Below are 20637 nucleotides of genomic sequence, written 5' to 3' on the forward strand. Positions count from 1 at the left end.
TAAGGAACAACCGGAGGGCCCATGACGAGCCGGCCTCGTTTGGTGATCATAGGAGCCGGCATCGTGGGCTGTGCCCTGGCCGACGAGCTGACCGCACGCGGATGGACGGACGTCACGGTCGTCGACCGGGGACCGCTCCACGCCACCGGCGGCTCCAGCTCCCACGCCCCGGGCCTGGTCTTCCAGACGAACCCGTCCAAGACCATGACCGAGTTCGCCTCGTACACCGTGCGGAAGTACACCGAGCTGGGCTGTTTCGAGCAGGTCGGCGGCCTGGAGGTGGCGACCACCGCCGAACGCTGGCAGGACCTGCACCGCAAGCACGGCTGGGCCGAGGCGTGGGGCGTCGAGAGCCGCCTGATCGACCCCGCCGCCTGCGGCGAGCTGTGGCCGCTGCTCGATCCCGGCAAGGTGCTCGGCGGCTTCCACGTGCCGTCCGATGGGCTGGCCACCGCCGTGCGCTGCTGTGAGACGCAGGCGCGGCGGGCGACCGAGCGCGGCGCGCGGTTCCTCGGCGGGCACACCGTCGTCGGCGTCGAGCAGCACGGCGGCCGGGTCACCGGCGTGGCCGTCGAGTCCGCCGACGGCCACCGGGTCATCCAGGCGGACGTGGTGGTGTGCGCGGCCGGCTTCTGGGGGCCGTCGATCGGCGAGCTGGCCGGGCTGACCGTGCCGCTCCTGCCGCTGGCCCATCAGTACGCCAAGTCGGGCCCGCTGCCGGGCAGCCCCGGCACCGGCCCCATCCTGCGCCACCAGGACCGCGACCTGTACTTCCGGCACCACGGCGACCGCGTCGGCGTCGGCTCGTACGCGCACCGCCCGATGCCCGTCGCCCAGCACGAGATCGGCCCCAGGGGCACCACGATGCCGTCGGTGCAGGCGTTCACCGAGGAGGACTTCGACCCCGCCTGGCGCGACGCGTGCGAGCTGCTGCCGCCGCTGGCCGAGACCAAGTACGAGGACGGCATCAACGGGATCTTCTCCTTCACCCCCGACGGCTTCCCGCTGATCGGGGAGGCGCCGCACCTGGAGGGGTTCTGGCTGGCCGAGGCCGTCTGGGTGACGCACTCGGCCGGGGTCGCCAAGGCGGTGGCCGAGCTGCTGGTGGACGGGGTGACCGCGACCGACCTGCACGAGTGCGAGCTGAGCCGGTTCGAGCCCGTCCAGCTCTCCCCGGCCTTCATCGCCGAGCGCGGCGCGCAGAACTTCGTCGAGGTGTACGACGTCATCCACCCGCTGCAGCCGATGGAGTCGCCGCGGCCGATGCGGACCAGCCCGTTCCACCCGCGGCAGCGCGAGCTGGGCGGCTTCTTCCTGGAAGGCGCGGGCTGGGAGCGGCCGCACTGGTTCGAGGCCAACCGGCCGCTGCTGGAGGACCTGGCCCAGGACGAGATCGGCGCCGAGCGGCGCGACGCGTGGGCCGGTCGCTACTGGTCGCCGATCGCCGCGGCCGAGTCGCGCGCCACCCGCGAGGGCGTGGCGCTCTACGACATGACCCCGCTCAAGCGGATCGAGGTCGGCGGCCCGAAGGCGGCGGCGTTCCTGCAGTGGCTGACCACCAACGACGTGGACAAGAAGCCGGGCTCCGTCACCTACACGCTCCTGCTGGACGGCAAGGGCGGCGTCCGCTCCGACCTGACCGTGGCCAGGATCGAGGAGGACCGGTTCCAGATCGGCGCCAACGGCAACCTGGACCTCGACTGGATCACCCGCCACGCGCCGGGCGGCGTGTACGTGCGCGACCTCACGCCCGGCACCTGCTGCGTCGGCGTGTGGGGGCCGCACGCCAGGGAGCTGGTGCAGCCGCTCACCGACCTGGACATGTCCCACACCGGCTTCCGCTATTTCAGCTGCAAGACCGGCTACGTCGGCCACGTGCCGGTGACCGCGATGCGCGTCTCGTACGTGGGCGAGCTGGGCTGGGAGCTCTACACCACCGCCGACCTCGGGCTCAAGCTGTGGGACACGCTCTGGGCGACCGGCCTGCCGGTCGCGGGCGGCCGGGCCGCGTTCAACAGTCTCCGGCTGGAGAAGGGCTACCGGCTGTGGGGCGTCGACATGACGCCCGAGCACGACCCGTACGAGGCGGGGCTGGGGTTCGCCGTCAAGATGGGCAAGGACTTCGTGGGCCGCGACGCGCTCTCCTCGGAGGTCACCCGCAGGCTCGTGCCGCTGCTGACCGCCGAGGTGGTCATGGGCAAGGAGCCGGTCCGGCACGACGGCCGCGCCGTCGGGTACGTCACCAGCGCCGCCTACGGCCACACCATCAGGCGGCCCATCGCCTACGCCTGGCTGCCCGCCGAGCTGGCCGAGCCGGGGACCTCCGTGGAGGTCGCGTACTTCGGGCGGCGGGTGCCGGCCGAGGTCGCCGCCGAGCCGCTGTTCGATCCGAAGATGGAGAAGATCCGACGGTGACCCATCCCGACTTCCTCTGGCGCGACCCCGATCCGAAGCCCGCCTACGACGTGGTCGTGGTCGGCGGCGGCGGGCACGGCCTGGCCACCGCCTACTACCTGGCGCGCAACCACGGCATCACGAACGTGGCCGTCCTGGAGAAGGGCTGGCTCGCGGGCGGCAACATGGCGCGCAACACCACGATCATCCGCTCCAACTACCTGTGGGACGAGAGCGCCGCCATCTACGAGCACGCGCTGAAGCTGTGGGAGGGGCTGAGCGACGAGCTCGACTACGACCTGCAGTTCAGCCAGCGCGGCGTGCTCAACCTCGCGCACAACCTCGGCGACGTGCGCGAGGGCAAGCGGCGGGTGAACGCCAACCGGCGGAGCGGCGTGGACGCCGAGTGGCTCGACGCCGACGAGGTCAAGAAGTTCTGCCCGATCGTCAACGTGTCCGACCGGGCCCGCTACCCCGTCCTGGGCGGCACGCTCCAGCGGCGCGGCGGCATCGCCAAGCACGACCACGTGGCCTGGGCGCTGGCCCGCAAGGCCGACGCGTACGGCGTCGACCTGATCCAGGGCTGCGAGGTGACCGGCTTCGAGATCAGCCAGGGCCGGGTGCTGGCCGTCGAGACCAGCCGGGGCCGGATCGCCGCGGGCAAGGTCGCGCTCGCCGCCGCCGGGCACACCTCCGTGCTCGCCGCCAAGGCCGGGATCCGGCTGCCGCTGCAGTCGCACCCGCTGCAGGCGCTGGTGTCGGAGCTGCTGGAGCCGGTGCTCGACTGCGTGGTCATGTCGAACGCGGTGCACGTGTACGTCAGCCAGGCGCACAAGGGGGAGCTGGTGATGGGCGCCGGGATCGACGCGTACAACTCCTACGGGCAGCGCGGCGCCTTCCACGTCATCGAGGCGCAGATGGCGGCGGCGCTGGAGCTGTTCCCCATCTTCAGCAGGGCTCGGGTGCTGCGCACCTGGGCGGGCATCGTGGACGTCTCGCCGGACGCCTCCCCGATCATCGGCCGCACCCCGGTCGACGGCCTCTACGTCAACGCGGGCTGGGGCACCGGCGGCTTCAAGGCCACCCCGGGGTCCGGCTGGGTCTACGCGCACACGATCGCCGAGGGCGCCCCCCATCCGCTGGCCGAGCCGTTCGCGCTCGACCGGTTCACCAGCGGGGCGCTCATCGACGAGCACGGCGCGGCGGCGGTGGCGCACTGATGATGCTCATCGACTGCCCGTTCTGCGGGCCCCGCGACGAGAACGAGTTCCACTACGGCGGACAGGCCGGCATCGCCTACCCCGAGACGCCCGGCGAGCTGTCCGACAGCGAGTGGGCGGAGTACGTGTTCATGCGCGACAACCCCAGGGGCTGGTTCCACGAGCGGTGGTTCCACGGCCTCGGCTGCCGCACCTGGTTCACCGTCGAGCGGCACACGGTCACCCACGAGATCCGGAAGGCCCCATGAGCCGTCTGCCGTCCGGCGGTCTGATCGACCGCTCCGTCACGCTGCCCTTCCGCTTCGACGGGCGGCCGCTGCACGGCCACCCGGGCGACACGCTCGCCTCCGCGCTGCTGGCCTCCGGCGTACGCGTGGTCGGGCACAGCGTGAACCTGGGCCGCCCGCGCGGGATCTTCTCCGCCGGGCCCGAGGAGCCGAACGCGCTGGTCCGGGTGGGCGCCGACCCGATGCTGGCGGCCACCACCGTCGAGCTGCGGGCGGGCCTGGAGGCGTGGAGCCTGCGCGGCAAGGGCCGGCTCGATCCCGACGCGACGGACGAGCGCCGCCACGACAAGGGCTACCTGCACGGCGAGGTGCTCGTGGTGGGCGGCGGCCCCGCCGGGCTGGCCGCCGCGCTCGCGGCCGGCGAGTCGGGCGCGCGGGTGATCCTGATGGACGACCAGCCCCGGCTCGGCGGCGACCTGCTGAGCAGCCGTGTCCCGCTCGACGGCGCACCGGCGGCGGACTGGGCGGACGCGGTCGCGTCCCGCCTGGCGGCGCTGCCCGAGGTGCTGGTGCTCACCAGGACCACCGCGATCGGCTATTACGACCACAACTACCTGGTCGCCGTCGAGCGCGGGCCGCGCGGCGAGCGGCTGTGGCACGTCCGCACGCGCCGCGTCGTGCTCGCCACCGGCGCGCACGAGCGGTCGCTGCCGTTCCCCGGCAACGACCTGCCCGGCGTCATGCTCGCCGCCGCCGCGCGCAGCTACGCCAACCGGTACGGGGTGCGGCCGGGCAGCCGGGCGGTCGTGTACGCGTGCGCCGACTCCGGCTACGAGGCCGCCCGCGACCTGGAGGCGGCCGGGGTGGAGATCGCCGCCGTCGTGGACCCGCGCCTCGGGGGGCCGATGGGCGGCCGGCGCGTCACCGGCACCGTGGCCGGAGCCGACGGCACGCTCGCGGCCGTCCTGATCGGCGACGAGCGGGTGGAGGCGGACCTGCTGGCGGTGGCGGGCGGCTGGAACCCGGCGGTCCACCTGTTCAGCCAGTCGCAGGGCAGGCTGCGGTACGACGAGACCCTGCGGGCGTTCGTGCCCGGCGAGTCGGCGCAGGCCGAGCGTTCGGCCGGGGCCTGCCGGGGGCTGTTCGGGACCGCGCAGGCGATCGAGGACGGTTACCGGGCGGGCGCCGAGGCCGTCGGCGACCTGGCCGGTTCCTCCGGCTTCCGGGTGCCCGAGGTGGACGAGCCCGCGCCGCGCCCGCCCGCCGCGTACTGGGGCGAACTGGACCCCGACCCCACCGCCTTCGTCGACCTCCAGCGCGACGTCACCGTGGCCGACGTGGCGAGAGCCACCGGGGCCGGGATGCGCTCGGTGGAGCACGTCAAACGGTTCACCACCGCGAGCACCGGCGCCGACCAGGGCAAGACTTCCGGGGCCCTGGTCGTCGGCGTGCTGTCGGAGCTGCTCGGCGCCGCCCCCGGCCAGGTCGGCGTCACCACGTCCCGGCCGCCGTACACGCCCGTGTCGTTCGCCACTCTGGCCGGCCGCGACCGGGGCGCGCTGTCCGACCCGGCCAGGACCACCGCCATGCACGCCTCGCACGTCGCCCGGGGGGCGGTGTTCGAGGACGTCGGCCAGTGGAAGCGGCCCTGGTACTTCCCGCTCGACGGCGAGGGGCTGCGCGAGGCGGTGCGGCGCGAGTGCGAGGCCGCCCGCACGGCCGTGGCCGCGATGGACGCCTCCACCCTCGGCAAGATCGACATCCGGGGCGCGGACGCGGGCGCGTTCCTGGACCGGATCTACACCAACATGTACTCCACGCTCGCCGTCGGCGCCTGCCGCTACGGGCTGATGTGCACCGCCGACGGCATGGTCTTCGACGACGGCACCACCACCCGGCTGGGCGAGCACCACTACCTGATGACCACCACCACCGGCAACGCCGCCGCCGTGCTCGACTGGCTGGAGGAGTGGAACCAGACCGAGTGGCCGTCCCTGGACGTCCGCCTCACCTCGGTCACCGACCACTGGGCCACCGTCGTGGTGGCCGGGCCGCTGGCCCGCCGGGTCATGGCCGCCGTCGCCCCGGAGTCGCTTGACCTGGCGTTCATGCGGTACACCGGGGCGTCCGTGCTCGGCGTGCCCGGCCGGGTCTTCAGGATCAGCTTCTCGGGCGAGCTGGCGTACGAGGTGAACGTGCCCTGGGCCTACGGGCGGGCGCTCTGGGACGCGGTGCTGGAGCTCGGCGCCGTGCCGTACGGGACCGAGACCATGCACGTGCTCCGGGCCGAGAAGGGGTTCGCGATCGTCGGCCAGGACACCGACGGCACGGTCACCCCGCAGGACCTCGGCATGTCCTGGATCGTGTCCGCGCGCAAGCCGGACTTCGTCGGCAAGCGCTCGCACGCGCGGCCCGACACCGCGCGCGACGACCGCAAGCGGCTGGTGGGCCTGCTGACGGAGGACCCGTCGGCGTTCGTCGAGGAGGGCGCGCAGCTCGTCGCCGACGGCGGGCGCGGGCCGATGCTGGGCCACGTCACCTCCAGCTATCCCAGCGTCGCGCTCGGGCGTTCCATCAGCCTGGCACTCGCCCGCGACGTGCGGGACGGCGACCTCCTGACGGCGGTCTCGGGCGACGCGACGGTTGCGGTGCGGGTCGTCTCACCGGTCTTCCACGACCCGGACAACACGCGCCGCGACGGGGAGCCGGTGGCCGCGCGCGGTGGCGCGAATCTCCCGCCGCCGCGGGCGGAGAGCCCCGCCGCCGCCTTCGCGGCGCGGTTCGCGGCCGCGGGGAACGACCGGGTACGGGTGCGCGAGGTGCCGTTCGTGCCCATGTGGGAGGTACGAGGCGGCGACCCCGGGACGGGGATGCGGCTGGGTCCGGACTGGTGGCTGGTGGCCGGGGAGGCCGAGCCGGGTCCCGGCTGGGTCGACGTCTCAGGTCAGCGGACCGTCATCGAGCTCACCGGCCCTGGGGCGCGGGACGTGCTGATCACCGGGTGCCCCGTCGACCTGCACCCCTCGGTGTTCACCGGCCACGCCCAGACGGTCCTCGGCAAGGCGCCGGTGATCTTGGAACGGCGCGGCGACGGCTACCGGGTGTTCGTTCGCTCCTCGTACACGAGTTATCTCGCTGAGTGGTTGATTGATGCCATGGAGGGATAAAGCGCTGGCAAAGAGGAAATTGATATACCTAGACGATCGATAGTCGAGTCTGGGAGTCGCAGTGCGTGTTCGGGCGGTCTTGGCGGGTTTGACCGCCGCGGTAGTGCTCACCGGATGCGGAGAGCTGGAAGCGCAGCTGGAGCGGCAGGCGGAGAAGGACAGCGGTTCCTCCTCGTCCTCCTCCAAGGTCGACGTCAAGGAGGCGCGCGCCAAGCTGAAGGAGCTGGACGTCAAGGGCCGGGCGCCGAAGACCGGGTTCGACCGGGACGAGTTCGGCCCCGCCTGGGCGGACGTCGACCGCAACGGCTGCGACACCCGCAACGACATACTCAAGCGCGACATGTCCGACGAGACCTTCAAGCCGGGCACCCATGACTGCATCGTTCTCACCGGCGTCCTGGACGACCCGTACAGCGGCAAGACGATCAAGTTCGAGCGCGGCCAGGACACCAGCAGCAAGGTGCAGATCGACCACCTGATCCCGCTCTCCGACGCCTGGCAGAAGGGCGCGCAGCAGTGGTCGGCGACCAAGCGCAAGGAGTTCGCCAACGACCCGCTCAACCTGCTGGCCGTCGACGGCCCGCTCAACGGGCAGAAGAGCGATTCCGACGCGGCGACGTGGTTGCCGCCGCGCCGGGCCTACCGGTGCGCGTACATCGCCCGTCAGATCGATGTGAAGGCGAAGTACGAGCTCTGGGTGACGCAGGCGGAGAAGGCCGCGATGGAGGGCATCCTCGACTCCTGCTGAGCGTCAGTCGTCGTCGTTGTCGTCGTCACGGTCGTCGTCGTCGGCCCGCTCGGTCTCCTCCTTGAGGAGCTTGCCCGAGGCGGCGTCGAAGTCGAGCTCGTGCTCCACATCGCCCTTGATCGCCTTGACTTCCCACACGTCCGTCTTGGTGCCGCGGGCGTCGAAGTCGACCTCGGAGACCCACGAGCCCGGCACCTGCTTCAGGGCCAGCTCGATGGCCTGCTGAGCGGTCACCTGGGGGGCCTTCTGGGCGACGGCGGAGTCCTGCGACACGGAGCTCTGCGGGGCGGCGCTCTTGGAAGCGGCGAAGGCGGCGGAGCCACCGGCCACGAGGGTCATGGCGGCGGCGCTGGCAACGATGATTTTCGTCGTGGTCTGCATGCCTTCAAGGAAACCCCGGGCGCCGGTAACGCCGCGTTAAGGCCTCCCTAACGTCACTTCCACCTTCGCCCCGCCGTCGGACGAGACCGTCAGGCCGCCGCCGGTGGACTCGGCGGTGCGGCGGGCGATGTCCAGGCCGAGACCGGTCGAGCCGCCGCCGCTGGTGCCCCGGGCGAGCAGAGCAGGGTCGAAGCCGGGGCCGGTGTCGCCGACCACGAGCACGGCGCCCGCCGGGTGCGGCGCGAGCCGTACCGAGAAGGCCGCGCCTTCCGGGGTGTGCGCGAACACGTTGCCCAGCAGCGCGTCCACGCACGCCGCCAGCGACTCGGCGCCGGCCGCGACCGGCAGCTCGCCGCCGGGCAGGTCGACGTCGACCTCGCGGCCCTGGTCCTCGGCGAGCACCGACCAGAACCGGACCCGGTCCCGCACCACCGCGGTGGCGTCGCACGACTCGCGTCCCGCCGAGCGGCGGCGGGCGTCGTTGATGACCGCGCTGACGGCGCGTTCGAGCGCGTCCACGCGCGCTCCCATGCGCGCGGCCTCCTCCGGGTCCCGCAGCGACTCCGCGTCCAGCCTGAGACCCGTCAGGGGCGTGCGGAGACGGTGCGAGAGGTCGGCCACCGACTCGCGTTCGGCCGCCAGCAGGTCGCCGATGCGGCCGGCGAGGTGGTTCAGCGCCAGCGCGACCGCCCGCACCTCCGGCGGGCCGCCCGGCTCCGCCCGCGCGTCCAGGTCGCCGCCCGCCAGCCGGTGCGACACCCTGGCCAGCCCGTCGATCGGCGCCGTCATGGCCCTGGCCAGCCGGTCGGCGAGCACGATGCCCAGCACGACCAGCGCCAGCCCGAGCACGAGCAGGCCCGCCCACGCCTCGCGGACGCCGCGCAGCAGCTCCTCGCCGCTCACGTACGCCCTGATGACCACGGTGCCCTCCGGCGACTGCACCGCGACCAGCACCTCCCTGCCGTCCTTCCAGTCGGCGGTGACGCTGCGGCCGGTCGCCGCTAGCCGGACGGCGTCGGTGCGCTCGGCCTCCTCGCCGATCACCCGCCCGTCGGGCAGGAACACCGTGACCGGCTCCTCGACGCGCTCGACCGCCAGCGGCAGGTCCGCGGTGCCGACCGAGACGGCCACCGACTCGGCGGCGGCGGTGGCGCGGCTCATCGCGCCGTTCTCCGCCACCGTGCGGATCAGCAGCGCCATCGGCACCAGCAGCGCGATCAGCACCAGCGACGTGGTGGCCGCGACCAGCAGCGCCAGCCAGCGCCTCATGAGGGCTCGACCAGCTTCACCCCGACGCCGCGCACGGTGTGCAGGTAGCGGGGCTCGGCCGCCGTCTCGCCGAGCTTCCTGCGCAGCCACGACAGGTGGACGTCGACGGTCTTGTCCGCGCCGCCGTACGGGAGCTGCCACACCTCGGTCAGCAGCTCCCGCTTGGTGACCACCTCGCCCGCCCGCGCGGCCAGGTAGTGCAGCACGTCGAACTCGCGCGGGGTCAGGTCGAGCGCCGCGCCGTCCAGTTCGGCCAGCCGGGCGCGCGGGTCCACGCGCAGCGCGCCCACCTGGAGCGGGTCCGGCGCGGACTCGCCGGCCCGGCGCAGCACCGCCCGGATGCGGGCGTCGAGCTGGGCGGCGCTGTACGGCTTGACCACGTAGTCGTCGGCGCCCGCGTCGAGCACCGGCACCATCTCGGCGTCGCCGTCGCGGGCGGTCGCCACGATCACCGGGATCTTGCTCACCGCCCGCAGCATCCGCAGCAGCTCGGCGCCGTCCAGGTCGGGCAGCCCCAGGTCGAGCACGATCAGGTCGGGGCGGTCCTGGACCGCCATCCGCAGTCCGTCGAGCGCGGTGGGGGAGGATGAGACGGCATGGCCGAGATCCCGCAGCCCACGGCTCAGCGCGGTGCGGATCGTCACGTCGTCCTCAATCAGCAGGATGTCAGCCATATGGTGAAACCGTAGACGGTGGACCGGAGTACGAGGCACCCTCTTAGGGCTGTCTTAACCCCGCCTTAGCCGTACGAGGGGGAAGGTGGCGGGTGTGAAGCGACTCGTCCTGGCCTGGGTGCTGACCGCGGTCGCCGCGACCGTGGCGGCCGTGGCCGTGCTCGGCCTGCTCGGCGGCGGGCTGACCGGAGCCTCCGGCCGGGTGATGACGCAGGAGGAGGCCCGCGCCGCGCTGACCACGGCGACCGCGGTGCCCCGCAGCCCGTCGGCGGGCCCGTCGGCGGGCCCGACAGCGAGCCCCTCAGCCGGCCCGACGGGGAGCCCCTCACCGACGGTCACCCAGGCGTCGCCGGTCAGCGAGGTCATCCGCACCGCCGGCGGCACCGTCATCGCCACCTGCGCCGGCGACCAGGTGACGCTGCGCTCGTGGAGCCCCGCGCAGGGCTACTCCGTCGACGGCGTCGACCCCGGCCCCGACCACGAGGCCGGGGTGGAGTTCGAGGCCGACGCCGACGGCGCCGAGGACGTGGAGATCAAGGTCCGGTGCGTGAGCGGCCGCCCGGTCATGCTTCGAGACTGAGCGCCTGCGAGGTCAGCTCGGCCTGCCTTCTGATCTGCCCCATGATGATCGGGTTGACCCCCTTGGCCTGGAAGGTCGCGACCATCTTGTCCAGGACCGCCCTGGCCTTCGGCAGGTCGCCCTGCCGCGCCTCCGCCCTGGCCCAGCGGCGCATGACCATGTTGAGCGTGATGTTGTCGATCGTGCCCGCCTTCGCCACCTGGGCCAGCTGCTCGATGCCCTGCTTCGGGTCGGGCGGCCGGATCCGCAGCCGCTTGTCGGCCCCGATGGCCTTGAACTCCCGCTCGGCGCCGAGCCCCTTGACCAGCCGGGCGTAGACCGCCAGCGGGTGGCCGCCGTACCGGTCGATCAGCTCCTCCAGCGCCCGGTTGCCCGAGCTCAGCGCCGGCGAGTCGGAGCCGAGCAGTGAGAACAGCTTGCCCTGGTCCTCGCCCAGCATCAGCTCGGCCACCCGGTGGTCGTCGCCCGAGGCCGGATAGCGGACCCGGACCAGGCAGGGCGGGGAGACCACGTGCGAGCCGTCGGCCGCGATGTACTGGGCGCGCACGCGGTACTCGCCGGGCTGCTGGAAGTAGTGGCCGTCGCGGCCGTGGCCGATGTAGGCGCTGCGGTACATGGCCGGGTTGCCGGAGTCGAGCCTGATCTCGGGGGAGCGGTCGACGCAGTGGCGCATCATCGGCCGGTAGAGCACGGTCCTGCCGCTCGGCTGGGTGATCGTGACCTGGGTGAACTCCGTGTCGGGGTGCAGGTGGCCGTGGGTGACGCGCGGCTCGCCCGTACAGGAGAGCTTGAGCTCGACCACCACCGGCTCGCCGAACCCGAACCACTCCTTGGCCCGCACCTCCAGCCGCAGCCCCGAGTGGTCCTCGAGCGGCTGCTCGAACGGGGCCGCCTCGGCGGCGCCGGTGCCGAAGGCGTTGGCGCCCATGGCGACGTCGCGGAAGAAGCCGTGCCGCACGTGCACCAGCTCCGCGTCGGTGAACTGGAACGGGAACGCCGCCCAGTAGCCCTCCTCGCCGCCGGGCCGGTAGTTCTGCACGTAGTTCATCCAGGACAGGTCGCCGAAGCCGCCGTGCGGGCCGAGCGGCTGAGGCGGCGAGGCGAGGTTCTTCTGCCAGGAGTGGAGCAGGTTGAACGCGTGCCCGAGCTCGTGCACGTACGTGCGTAACTGGGCCCGCTGCGCGTCCGGCGAGTCGCCCTTGATCGCCTCGTGGAAGACGGCGGCGCCCTGCCGCTGGTGGGCGTCGTCGTAGTCGAACATGATGCCCCGGTAGCCGCCCACGTGCCGGCTGGCCACGAGCAGCCACACCCGCCAGGTCGGCGCGTCGCCGAACTGCCCGAACTGCTGCGTCATCGCGTGATGCAGCTCGGCGTCGTCCCAGGCCAGGTCGGGGCCGGACCCGTCCACCGGGATCACGCCCGGCTCGGTCACGGCCAGCTCGACGCCCGCCTCCGCCCAGGCCCCCGCCACGTCCAGCTCGCGCGCCGGCGATCCGGCGGGCCCGCGCAACCGGCCGGTGTGGTAGGAGACGAACGGCACGGCCCCGGCCACCGAGTCCTGCTCCAGCACGACCTTGCGGAAGTGACGCGAGGCGAACGCGACCGGGAAGGCCCGCCCGGCGACGTGCGCGGTGCCGCCGCCGTCGGTGATCGTGACCCGCACGTCCCGGTCGGGCGTGGCGAACGTGAACGCGCCCCGCCCCTCGACCCGCACCTCGTCACCCTCCGCCAGGACGGCGGGCGCGTGCGCGACGAAGGACCCTTCGTAGGTGACGGTCGCGCCCACGGTGGAGAACAGGTCGCCGCTCACCCGGCCCGTCGGCCTGGGCCCGTCGACGTCGACGCGGAGCGCCAGCGTCATGTCGCCGTCACGGCCCTCGTACAGCCCGCTGATCATGATCGCCCCCTGGAGTCGGTGGGTTACACCCGGACACTTCTCCGGACGGGCGGGCGTGTCAACGGGATCCGCGAACTCGCAGCGAGCTCAGCAGCTCCTCGGAGGCCCGGGTGATCGTCTCCACCGCGCGGTCGAACGCCTCGGCGTTGTGCGGGGCGGGGGTGCGGAAGCCGGAGATCTTCCGCACGTACTGCAGCGCCGCCGCCCGCACGTCGTCCTCGGTGACGTCCTCGGTGTACGGGGGGCGCAGGGTCTTGATGCTTCGGCACATGTCTCAACCGTAATAGCCGAGCCGCTGGCTTATCTCCTGCGCGCCCTCGGCCACGCACGCGCCCATCTCCGGCAGCCGCTGCGGGGTCAGCCGGAAGGACGGCCCGGACGCGCTCACGGCGGCCACCACCGTGCCGTCGATGTTCCTGATCGGGGCCGCGACCGCGTTCAGCCCCGGCTCCAGCTCCTCCACCGCCGCCGCCCAGCCGCGCCGGACGATCTCCTCCAGCCCGAGCTGCCGCTCGTCGGTGATGGTCAGCGGGGTGAACCGGTGCAGCTCGGCGGGCACGTCGAGGGCGCCGAAGGCGAGCAGCACCTTGCCGCTGGAGGTGGCGTGCGGGGGAGTGCGGGCGCCGGTCCAGGACTGCCCGCTGATCGCGGAGGGGCCGCGCACCTGGCTGATGTTGACCACGTCGCCGTCGCGGGCCACCGCGATGTTGACCGTCTCGCCGAGCTCCCCGGCCAGCCTCCGGCACACCGGCCTGCTCTCCTTGGCCAGGTCGAGCTGGGCGGTGGCGGCCCCGGCGAGCCGGACCACGCCGACGCCGAGCCGGTAGCGGCCGCGGTCGCCGGTCTGCTCCACCAGGCCGCCCTGCTCCAGCGCGCCGAGCAGCCGGGACGCGGTGGATTTGTGCACGTCGAGCTCCGAGGCGAGATCCGTCACGCGGGTCGCCCCCTCACGGGCGAGGATCTCCAGGATGGCGATGGCTCTGTCGACGGACTGCACCGAGCTGTTGCTCATAGCGCAACAGCTTAATCTGTCGGAGCCTTATGAGACGGTCGTCACATGGTCGAAAACAAAACGTACGCGGAAGGCGCGCCCTGCTGGGCGCAGCTCCTCACCCGTGACGCGGCCGCGGCCGAGCGGTTCTACGCCGCGCTCTTCGGCTGGGAGTGCCACGACCAGGGTGGCTGGTCGACGGCCCGGCTGGGCGGGCGGCCGGTGGCGGCGATCACCCCGTTCGAGCAGGCCGCCGACCCGCCGGCGTGGACGGTCTACCTCGCCGTCGCCGACCTGGCGGCCGCGACCGCCCGGCTGGAGGCGGCCGGGGGCAAGCTGATCGAGGGGCCGGTCGCGGGCTACGTGCTGGCGTCCGACCCGGCCGGGGCCACGTTCGCGCTGTTCCAGCCGGGCGAGTTCGCCGGGGCGGGGGTGACGGCCGAGCCGGGCGCGATGAGCTGGGCGGAGGTCAACTCCCCTGACGGCGAGGTGGCCGACGCCTTCTACCACGCGGTCCTCGGCTACGAGCGGGAGCCGGTGCCGACCGGCGGCGTCGACTACATGGTCTACCGGTCCGGCGGCGAGCCCGTCTGCGGGCGGCTGCGGATGGACGAGCACTGGGAGGGCGTGCCCTCGCACTGGATGGTCTACTTCGACACCGGCGACCTCGACGCCGCCTGCGCGACCGTGACCAGGCTCGGCGGTCAGGTGCCCGTGGAGCCGTTCGGCTCGCCCTACGGCCGGGTCGCCGTGGTCAGCCATCCGGCCGGCGGGTTCTTCAGCCTCCGGGAGCCGGGCTGAGCTCGGCGCCGAACGCGTCGGCGATCTTCAGCATGCCGCGGGCCAGCTCGTCGCGGTCCAGGGCGTCGATCCGCTCGGCCGGGCCCGACACCGACATGGCGGCCACCACCCGCTCGCCGTCGCGCACCGGCACGGCCAGGCAGTGCACGCCCAGCTCCTCCTCGCCCAGGTCGAGCGCGTAGCCGCGGTCGCGCACCACCCCGAACTCGGTGAGCATGGCGTCGGTGGTGGTGATCGTGTTGGGCGTGCGCCGCGGCATGCCGGTGCGCTCCAGCAGCGTCACCGCCTCCTCGGCGGCCCGCCAGGCCAGCAGCACCTTGCCGACGGCCGTGCTGTGCGGCAGCACCCTCCTGCCGACCTCGGCGAACATCCGCAGCCTGCGGGGCGAGGGCACCTGCGCGACGTAGACGATGAAGTCGCCTTCGAGCACCGCCAGGTTGGCCGTCTCGCCCGACAGCTCCACCATCCTCGTCAGGTGAGGCTGCGCCCACACCCCGACCATGCCCTCGGCCACGCCGCCGAGCCGCACCAGCCCGCCGCCCAGGGCGTAGCGCCGGTCCGACTCCTGGCGCACGTACCCGCGCGCCAGGAGGGTCTGCAGCAGCCGGTGGATGGTCCCGTACGGCAGTCCGGTGCGGGCGGCGATCTCCGAGAGGCCGGCCTCGCCGCCCCGCTCGGCCAGCGCCTCCAGCACGTCGAGCGCCCGCTCGACCGACTGCACGCTCACAGGGCGACCCCGCGCAGCGACGCGTCCAGCACCTCGGCGGTGTGCGCCACCTTGATCTCGGCTCCCTGGCGGCGCATCGCCGCGGCGATCTGCATGGTGCAGCCCGGGTTGGCCGACACCAGCAGGGTGGCCCCGGTGGAGCCGACCGCCTTGGCCTTGCGGTCGCCGAGTTCGCGGGCCGCCTCCGGCTGGAAGATGTTGTAGGTGCCGGCCGAGCCGCAGCAGATCGCCGCGTCGGGCACCTCGCGCAGCTCCAGCCCGGGGATGCCGCGCAGCAGCTCGCGCGGCTGCGACCGGACGCCCTGGGCGTGCGCCAGGTGACACGCGTCGTGGTAGGCCACGGTCACCGGCAGCGGGTGCCGCTCGGCGACCGGTCCCAGCTCGGCCAGGAACTCCGACAGATCCAGCACCCGGAAGCCCGGCTCCTCGCCGAGCAGCTCCTCGTACTCCTTCATGGACGAGCCGCAGCCGGCCGCGTTGACCACCACCGTGTCCACGCCCGCCTTGCGGAAGAGGCGGACGGTGCGGCGGGCCAGCCGCCGGGCCTGGTCGGGCCGTCCCGCGTGCACGCTCAGCGCCCCGCAGCAGCCCTGCCCCGCAGGGATCAGCACGTCGCAGCCCTCCAGCGCGAGCACCCGTGCGGTCGCCGCGTTCACCTGCGGGAAGAACTCGCCCTGCACGCACCCGGTGAGCATGCCCACCACCGCGCGGCGCGGCCCCCTGGCCCGGACCAGCCGGGGCAGCCGCTGCCGGCGGCGCACCGTGGGCGCCAGCGCGGCCATCGCGCCCAGGCTCGGGTGCGCCCGCTCCAGGAACGGCGCCAGCCGCCGGACCAGCCCGGTGCCCGGCCGCATCAGCCGCAGCCTGCGCGGGTACGGGAACAGCCCGAACACCAGGCCGCGCACCGCCCGCTCCTGCGGGTCGCGCTCGTGCTCCCGCTCCACGACGGCCCTGGTCTGCTCGATCAGCCGGTCGTACTGGACCCCGGAGGGGCAGGCCGTCACGCAGGCCATGCAGCCCAGGCAGGCGTCGAAGTGCCCGGCCATCTCCGGCGTGACCGGCGTGCCCTCCACGTGCTGCTTCATCAGGTGGATGCGGCCGCGCGGGGAGTCCATCTCCTCGCCCCACAACACGTACGTGGGGCAGGTCGGCAGGCAGAACCCGCAGTGCACGCAGTCGCCGATCAGCTTCGGATCGGGCTCGGCCGCCATCTCAGATCCCTCCCACGAACCGGCCGGGAGACATCATGCGTCCCGGATCGAACCGTTCCTTGACCCGCCGCATCAGCGGCAGCGCGCTGACGGGCCCCCAGCGCTGCACGCTCTCGTACGGGGTCGCGTGCACGACGAGCCGGGCGCCGCAGCCGTCGAGCCGGTCGCGGAGTGCGGCCACCGCGCCGGTGACCTTCTCCTCGTCCTCCTCGCCCCACAGCTCCAGCCAGAGCCGGCCGCCCACCGCCGAGCCGCGCAGCGAGAACCCGCTGTAGTGGACCGCGTCGAGCACCCCGGTCAGCGCCGCCGGGTCGAAGCGCACCTCGGCCAGCAGGCCGTCGTCCACGATCAGCCCCCACTGCGGCGGCGGCTCCTCGCGCACCCCGGTGACCACGTCGCCCATCCGCGCGGCCAGCGTCCGCGCGCGATCCTCGGCGGCGGCGCCCTCGACCAGCGCGGTCATCCAGATCGGCCCCTGCCCGTGCGGCCAGTCGAGCTCGACGGCGCTCGGCTCCTCCTGGGCGGCGGCCAGCATCGCGGCCAGCTCCCGCACCTGGCACGGCTCCCGCTCCGACACCTGGGGCGGCTCGACCACCGCGACCACCCAGCGCCGGTCGGCGGGCAGCGGGTGGAGCCGGAACGTGGCCTCGGCGATCACGCCGAGCGTGCCGAACGAACCGGTGAAGAGTTTGCCCAGGTCATAACCGGCGACGTTCTTGACGACCTTGCCGCCGGAGCGCGCGACAGTGCCGTCGGGCAGCACGACGGTGATGCCGATGAGCAGGTCGCGGGCCGTGCCGTAGCGGAAGGCGCGCGGCCCCGCGACCGCGGCGGCGAGCGTACCACCAATCGTGGTGCCTTCGGTGAACGGAACGTCGAGAGCCAGCTCCTGGCCGCTCTCCGCGAGCGCCGCGGCCAGCGCTTCCATGGTCACCCCGGCCTGCGCGCGCACCACCAGATCGCCGGCCGCGTGCTCGACGATCTCGTTCATGCAGCACAGGTCGAGCAGCACGTCGAACCGCTCAGGCGGCGGCCCCCAGTGCAGCTTGGTGCCGCCGCCTGCGGGCACCACCGCGAGGTCGCGGGCCGCGCAGGCGCGCAGCACGGCCGACACCTCCTCGACCGTCTCGGGCAGCGCCACCCAGCGCGGCGTGACCCCGCCCACGGCGTCGCCGGGCCCGGCCTCCCTGACCGTCACCCCGGTCGCCGCCAGATCCTCTGAGAGCATCAGAACTGCTCCGCCTTCCCGGACTCCACCAGTGGGTGCACGCCCTTGCGCACGCCCGGCACCTCGCCGCACAGCCGCGGCGTGGGGAACACCTTGCCGGGGTTCGACAGGCCCCTGGGGTCGAACGCGCACCGTACGAGCTGCATGGTGTCGAGATCGTCGTCGGAGAACATGCGCGGCATGTACTTCGCCTTGTCCACGCCGACGCCGTGCTCGCCGGTGATCGAGCCGCCGTGCTCGATGCACAGGTCGAGGATCGCGCCGGACACCGTCTCCGCGCGCTCGCCCGCGCCCGGCTCGCCGTCGTCGAACAGCACCAGCGGGTGCAGGTTGCCGTCTCCGGCGTGGAACACGTTGGCCACCCTGATGCGGTGCTCGGCCGACAGCCGGTCGATCGCGGCCAGCACGCGCGGCAGCGCGGTGCGCGGCACGACGCCGTCCTGCACGATGTAGGCCGGGCTGATGCGGCCGACGGCGGCGAACGCCGACTTGCGGCCCTTCCAGATCGCCGCCCGCTCCTCCTGGCCCGCCGCCACGCGCAGCTCGAACGCGCCCGAGCAGATCTCCTTCAGCCGCGCGAACTGGAGCTCGACCTCGGCCGACGGGCCGTCCAGCTCGACGATCAGCACGGCCCCGGCGCCCCGCGGGTAGTCGCAGGCCACCGCCGCCTCGGCGGCCTCGATGGCCAGCGCGTCCATCATCTCGATCGCCGCCGGCACGATGCCCGCGCCGATGATGGCCGACACCGCCCGGCCGCCCTGCTCGATGTTCTCGAAGGCGGCCAGCACGGTGGTGACCGACTCGGGCGCCCGGCTCAGCCGTACCGTGATCTTCGTGGCGATGCCGAGCGTGCCCTCCGAGCCGATGAAGGCGCCCAGCAGGTCGTAGCCCGGGTCGCGCAGGTCGAGCGTCACCAGGTCACCGTCCGGGGTGACGATCTCGCAGGCTTCGACGTGGTTGACGGTGAAGCCGTACTTGAGGCAGTGGGCGCCGCCCGAGTTCTCCGCCACGTTGCCGCCGATCGAGCAGATCTGCTGGCTGGACGGGTCGGGCGCGTAGTAGTAGCCCTGGTCGCGCACCGCCTCGGTGATCGCCAGGTTGGTGACCCCCGGCTCCACCACGGCCCGCCGGTTGGGCAGGTCGACCTCCAGGATGCGGCGCATCCTGGAGGTGACGATGAGCACGCCGTCCTCGCGGGGCAGCGCGCCGCCCGACAGGCCCGTGCCCGAGCCGCGGGCCACGAACGGCACCGCGAACTCGTTGCACAGCCTGACCACGGCCGCCACCTGCTCGGCGGTGTCGGGAAGCACGACCACGCCGGGCGTGGCCCGGTGATAGGTGAGACCGTCACACTCGTAGGTACGCAGCCGCACGGGATCGGTGATCACGGCGTCGGCGGGCAGCGCCTCGCGCAGCGCCGCCGTCAGCGTGGGGAGCATGGCGCCTCCAGCGCAGTCGGCCTGCTGTCAGTGCAAATATAGGACGGCATTTACGGCATGCGGGCGTATGCCGGAAGCGTCAGGAACTCGGCGAAGTCGTCGTCCAGCGCGACCTCCTTGAACAGTGCCGTCGCCTGCGCGAACAGCTGCTCGTCGTAGCCCGGCTCCGCCGCGATCTTCTCCAGCTCCTCGCCGATGATCCGCTCGACCAGCTCCTTGGTGACCTGCGCGCCGGTGTCGGCGAGGGTGATGTCGTTGTGGATCCACTGCCAGATCTGGGAACGGGAGATCTCGGCGGTGGCGGCGTCCTCCATCAGGTTGTGGATCGCCACCGCGCCCAGCCCGCCCATCCACGCGGCCAGGTAACGCAGCGCCACGTCGACGTTGTTGCGCAGCCCCGCCTCGGTGATGTCGCCCGGCGTCTCGGAGACGGCCAGCAGGTCGGCGGCCGTGACCGTGACGTCCTCGCGCAGCCGGTCGAGCTGGTTGGGCCGGTCGCCGAGCACGCTGTCGAAGACCTCGCGGCAGATCGGCACCAGGTCGGGGTGCGCCACCCAGGAGCCGTCGAAGCCGTCGCCCGACTCGCGGGTCTTGTCGCCGCGGACCTTCTCCAGCGCGACCGCGTTGACCTCCGGGTCACGCCGCGACGGGATGAACGCCGCCATGCCGCCGATCGCGTGCGCGCCCCGCTTGTGGCAGGTGCGGACCAGCAGCTCGGTGTAGGCGCGCATGAACGGGGCCGTCATCGTCACCGCGTTGCGCTCCGGCAGCAGGAACTCGCGGCCCCGGGTGCGGAACTTCTTGATCACGCTGAACAGGTAGTCCCAGCGGCCCGCGTTGAGCCCCGCCGAGTGGTCGCGCAGCTCGTACAGGATCTCCTCCATCTCGAACGCGGCCGGGTAGGTCTCGATGAGCACGGTCGCCCTGATCGTGCCGTGCGGGATGCCCAGCAGCTCCTGGGCGCGGGTGAACACGTCGTTCCACAGCCGCGCCTCCAGGTGGGACTCCAGCTTCGGCAGGTAGAAGTACGGGCCCTTGCCCTTGTCGAGCTGCCGCTGGGCGCAGTGGAAGAAGTAGAGGCCGAAGTCGAACAGCGACGCCGACACCGGCGCGCCGTCGACCTGCGCGTGCTTCTCGTCCAGGTGCCAGCCGCGCGGCCGGACCACGACCGTGGCCAGCTCCTCGTCGGGGCGGAGCGCGTAGGACTTGCCGCCGGACTCGAAGTCGATCGTACGGTCGAGCGCGAGGCGCAGGTTGAGCTGGCCGAGCACGCAGTTCTCCCAGAGCGGGGAGTTGGCGTCCTCGAAGTCGGCCAGCCAGACCTTGGCGCCGGAGTTGAGCGCGTTGATGGTCATCTTCCGGTCCACCGGCCCGGTGATCTCGACCCGCCGGTCCTCCAGACCGGGGGCGGGTGGCGCGACCGTCCAGTCGCCCTCCCTGATCTCCTTGGTCTCCGGCAGGAAGTCGAGCGTGCCGCCCGCCGCCAGCTCGCGCTGCCTGGCCTCGCGGGCCTCCAGCAGCTCCAGCCGCCTGCCGTCGAACTCCCGGTGCAGCGTCGTGACGAACGCGAGCGCCTCGGGCGTCAGGACCTCGTCGAACCGGTCGAGCATCGGGCCGGTGATCTCCATGGTGCGATCTCTTTCCGCTTCGTGGAAAATTGATTCTGAATGATGGAAGGGAAGG

18 protein-coding genes are annotated in these 20637 nt (G+C 73.0%); 7 read left to right on the top strand and 11 right to left on the bottom strand.

What is annotated here, in order from left to right; genetic code table 11:
• Positions 1-21: 21 nt before the first annotated feature.
• From ACGFI7_RS11675 to ACGFI7_RS11695, 5 genes are all read left to right on the top strand, one after another.
• Positions 22-2415 carry an FAD-dependent oxidoreductase gene (locus ACGFI7_RS11675; RefSeq protein WP_393402435.1) on the top strand — a complete coding sequence of 798 codons (2394 nt, stop codon included), beginning with the start codon at positions 22-24 and terminating at the stop codon, positions 2413-2415.
• Positions 2412-3614 (top strand): sarcosine oxidase subunit beta family protein, encoded by a 1203-nt coding sequence (locus ACGFI7_RS11680; protein WP_393402438.1) that lies wholly within the window; start codon positions 2412-2414, stop codon positions 3612-3614. The genes ACGFI7_RS11675 and ACGFI7_RS11680 overlap by 4 nt, the downstream gene beginning before the upstream one ends.
• The gene (locus tag ACGFI7_RS11685; RefSeq protein WP_393402440.1) at positions 3614-3862 is read left to right on the top strand and encodes a sarcosine oxidase subunit delta; all 249 of its coding nucleotides are present in this window, start codon (positions 3614-3616) and stop codon (positions 3860-3862) included. The genes ACGFI7_RS11680 and ACGFI7_RS11685 overlap by 1 nt, the downstream gene beginning before the upstream one ends.
• Complete coding sequence (locus ACGFI7_RS11690; RefSeq protein ID WP_393402443.1) at positions 3859-7008, top strand: 2Fe-2S iron-sulfur cluster-binding protein; 3150 nt, start codon at positions 3859-3861, stop codon at positions 7006-7008. The genes ACGFI7_RS11685 and ACGFI7_RS11690 overlap by 4 nt, the downstream gene beginning before the upstream one ends.
• A gap of 88 nt (positions 7009-7096) precedes the next feature.
• Positions 7097-7756: an HNH endonuclease family protein gene (locus ACGFI7_RS11695; RefSeq protein WP_393402446.1), complete on the top strand. Its 660-nt coding sequence runs from the start codon at positions 7097-7099 to the stop codon at positions 7754-7756.
• A gap of 3 nt (positions 7757-7759) precedes the next feature.
• Here the strand turns inward: ACGFI7_RS11695 and ACGFI7_RS11700 are convergent, their stop codons facing one another.
• Genes ACGFI7_RS11700 through ACGFI7_RS11710 form a run of 3 tightly spaced genes read right to left on the bottom strand, consistent with a single transcriptional unit; the run spans position 7760 to position 10080 of the window.
• A complete protein-coding gene (locus ACGFI7_RS11700) occupies positions 7760-8137 on the bottom strand; it encodes a PepSY domain-containing protein (RefSeq protein WP_393402449.1) in 378 nt (125 codons plus the stop codon).
• 36 nt (positions 8138-8173) lie between these two features.
• On the bottom strand, positions 8174-9406 hold the full coding sequence (locus tag ACGFI7_RS11705; protein ID WP_393402452.1) for an ATP-binding protein: 1233 nt from the start codon (positions 9404-9406) through the stop codon (positions 8174-8176).
• A complete protein-coding gene (locus ACGFI7_RS11710; protein WP_393402455.1) occupies positions 9403-10080 on the bottom strand; it encodes a response regulator transcription factor in 678 nt (225 codons plus the stop codon). Before ACGFI7_RS11710 ends, ACGFI7_RS11705 begins: the two co-directional genes overlap by 4 nt.
• 94 nt (positions 10081-10174) lie before the next feature.
• Between ACGFI7_RS11710 and ACGFI7_RS11715 the strand changes: the two genes are divergently transcribed.
• Positions 10175-10660 (top strand): hypothetical protein, encoded by a 486-nt coding sequence (locus tag ACGFI7_RS11715; RefSeq protein ID WP_393402458.1) that lies wholly within the window; start codon positions 10175-10177, stop codon positions 10658-10660.
• Here the strand turns inward: ACGFI7_RS11715 and ACGFI7_RS11720 are convergent.
• Genes ACGFI7_RS11720 through ACGFI7_RS11730 form a run of 3 tightly spaced genes read right to left on the bottom strand, consistent with a single transcriptional unit; the run spans position 10644 to position 13569 of the window.
• On the bottom strand, positions 10644-12557 hold the full coding sequence (locus ACGFI7_RS11720; RefSeq protein ID WP_393402461.1) for a hypothetical protein: 1914 nt from the start codon (positions 12555-12557) through the stop codon (positions 10644-10646). The genes ACGFI7_RS11715 and ACGFI7_RS11720 overlap by 17 nt on opposite strands.
• 58 nt (positions 12558-12615) lie before the next feature.
• Positions 12616-12828 (bottom strand): DUF2277 domain-containing protein, encoded by a 213-nt coding sequence (locus ACGFI7_RS11725; protein ID WP_393402464.1) that lies wholly within the window; start codon positions 12826-12828, stop codon positions 12616-12618.
• A gap of 3 nt (positions 12829-12831) precedes the next feature.
• Complete coding sequence (locus ACGFI7_RS11730) at positions 12832-13569, bottom strand: IclR family transcriptional regulator (protein WP_393402467.1); 738 nt, start codon at positions 13567-13569, stop codon at positions 12832-12834.
• Between the two features lie 45 nt (positions 13570-13614).
• Here ACGFI7_RS11730 and ACGFI7_RS11735 point away from each other — a divergent pair, with 45 nt between their 5' ends.
• Positions 13615-14349 carry a VOC family protein gene (locus ACGFI7_RS11735; protein WP_393402469.1) on the top strand — a complete coding sequence of 245 codons (735 nt, stop codon included), beginning with the start codon at positions 13615-13617 and terminating at the stop codon, positions 14347-14349.
• Here ACGFI7_RS11735 and ACGFI7_RS11740 read toward each other — a convergent pair.
• From ACGFI7_RS11740 to aceB, 5 genes are read right to left on the bottom strand one after another with little or no spacing between them, the layout of a single operon-like run.
• A complete protein-coding gene (locus ACGFI7_RS11740; protein WP_393403902.1) occupies positions 14327-15070 on the bottom strand; it encodes an IclR family transcriptional regulator in 744 nt (247 codons plus the stop codon). The two genes, ACGFI7_RS11735 and ACGFI7_RS11740, sit on opposite strands and share 23 nt — an antisense overlap.
• Before the next feature lie 2 nt (positions 15071-15072).
• Positions 15073-16287 carry a (Fe-S)-binding protein gene (locus ACGFI7_RS11745; protein WP_393402471.1) on the bottom strand — a complete coding sequence of 405 codons (1215 nt, stop codon included), beginning with the start codon at positions 16285-16287 and terminating at the stop codon, positions 15073-15075.
• A 1-nt stretch (position 16288) separates the two neighbouring features.
• On the bottom strand, positions 16289-17515 hold the full coding sequence (locus tag ACGFI7_RS11750) for an FAD-binding oxidoreductase (RefSeq protein ID WP_393402473.1): 1227 nt from the start codon (positions 17513-17515) through the stop codon (positions 16289-16291).
• Positions 17515-18954: an FAD-linked oxidase C-terminal domain-containing protein gene (locus ACGFI7_RS11755; protein WP_393402476.1), complete on the bottom strand. Its 1440-nt coding sequence runs from the start codon at positions 18952-18954 to the stop codon at positions 17515-17517. The genes ACGFI7_RS11750 and ACGFI7_RS11755 overlap by 1 nt, the downstream gene beginning before the upstream one ends.
• 50 nt (positions 18955-19004) lie before the next feature.
• The gene (gene aceB / locus ACGFI7_RS11760; RefSeq protein WP_393402479.1) at positions 19005-20582 is read right to left on the bottom strand and encodes a malate synthase A; all 1578 of its coding nucleotides are present in this window, start codon (positions 20580-20582) and stop codon (positions 19005-19007) included.
• Between the last annotated feature and the right edge of the window lie 55 nt (positions 20583-20637).

The sequence above is a fragment of the Nonomuraea sp. NPDC048826 genome, assembly GCF_043198225.1.
Taxonomy (GTDB): Bacteria; Actinomycetota; Actinomycetes; order Streptosporangiales; family Streptosporangiaceae; genus Nonomuraea.

What these genes read in the sequence shown, in the direction of transcription:
- ACGFI7_RS11700 (WP_393402449.1), bottom strand. Translation starts at nt 8,137, where the DNA reads ATGCAGACCACGACGAAAATCATCGTTGCCAGCGCCGCCGCCATGACC.
- ACGFI7_RS11685 (WP_393402440.1), top strand. Translation starts at nt 3,614, where the DNA reads ATGATGCTCATCGACTGCCCGTTCTGCGGGCCCCGCGACGAGAACGAG.
- aceB (WP_393402479.1), bottom strand. Translation starts at nt 20,582, where the DNA reads ATGGAGATCACCGGCCCGATGCTCGACCGGTTCGACGAGGTCCTGACG.
- ACGFI7_RS11755 (WP_393402476.1), bottom strand. Translation starts at nt 18,954, where the DNA reads ATGCTCCCCACGCTGACGGCGGCGCTGCGCGAGGCGCTGCCCGCCGAC.
- ACGFI7_RS11730 (WP_393402467.1), bottom strand. Translation starts at nt 13,569, where the DNA reads ATGAGCAACAGCTCGGTGCAGTCCGTCGACAGAGCCATCGCCATCCTG.
- ACGFI7_RS11745 (WP_393402471.1), bottom strand. Translation starts at nt 16,287, where the DNA reads ATGGCGGCCGAGCCCGATCCGAAGCTGATCGGCGACTGCGTGCACTGC.
- ACGFI7_RS11690 (WP_393402443.1), top strand. Translation starts at nt 3,859, where the DNA reads ATGAGCCGTCTGCCGTCCGGCGGTCTGATCGACCGCTCCGTCACGCTG.
- ACGFI7_RS11735 (WP_393402469.1), top strand. Translation starts at nt 13,615, where the DNA reads ATGGTCGAAAACAAAACGTACGCGGAAGGCGCGCCCTGCTGGGCGCAG.
- ACGFI7_RS11675 (WP_393402435.1), top strand. Translation starts at nt 22, where the DNA reads ATGACGAGCCGGCCTCGTTTGGTGATCATAGGAGCCGGCATCGTGGGC.
- ACGFI7_RS11725 (WP_393402464.1), bottom strand. Translation starts at nt 12,828, where the DNA reads ATGTGCCGAAGCATCAAGACCCTGCGCCCCCCGTACACCGAGGACGTC.
- ACGFI7_RS11705 (WP_393402452.1), bottom strand. Translation starts at nt 9,406, where the DNA reads ATGAGGCGCTGGCTGGCGCTGCTGGTCGCGGCCACCACGTCGCTGGTG.
- ACGFI7_RS11750 (WP_393402473.1), bottom strand. Translation starts at nt 17,515, where the DNA reads ATGCTCTCAGAGGATCTGGCGGCGACCGGGGTGACGGTCAGGGAGGCC.
- ACGFI7_RS11710 (WP_393402455.1), bottom strand. Translation starts at nt 10,080, where the DNA reads ATGGCTGACATCCTGCTGATTGAGGACGACGTGACGATCCGCACCGCG.
- ACGFI7_RS11720 (WP_393402461.1), bottom strand. Translation starts at nt 12,557, where the DNA reads ATGATCAGCGGGCTGTACGAGGGCCGTGACGGCGACATGACGCTGGCG.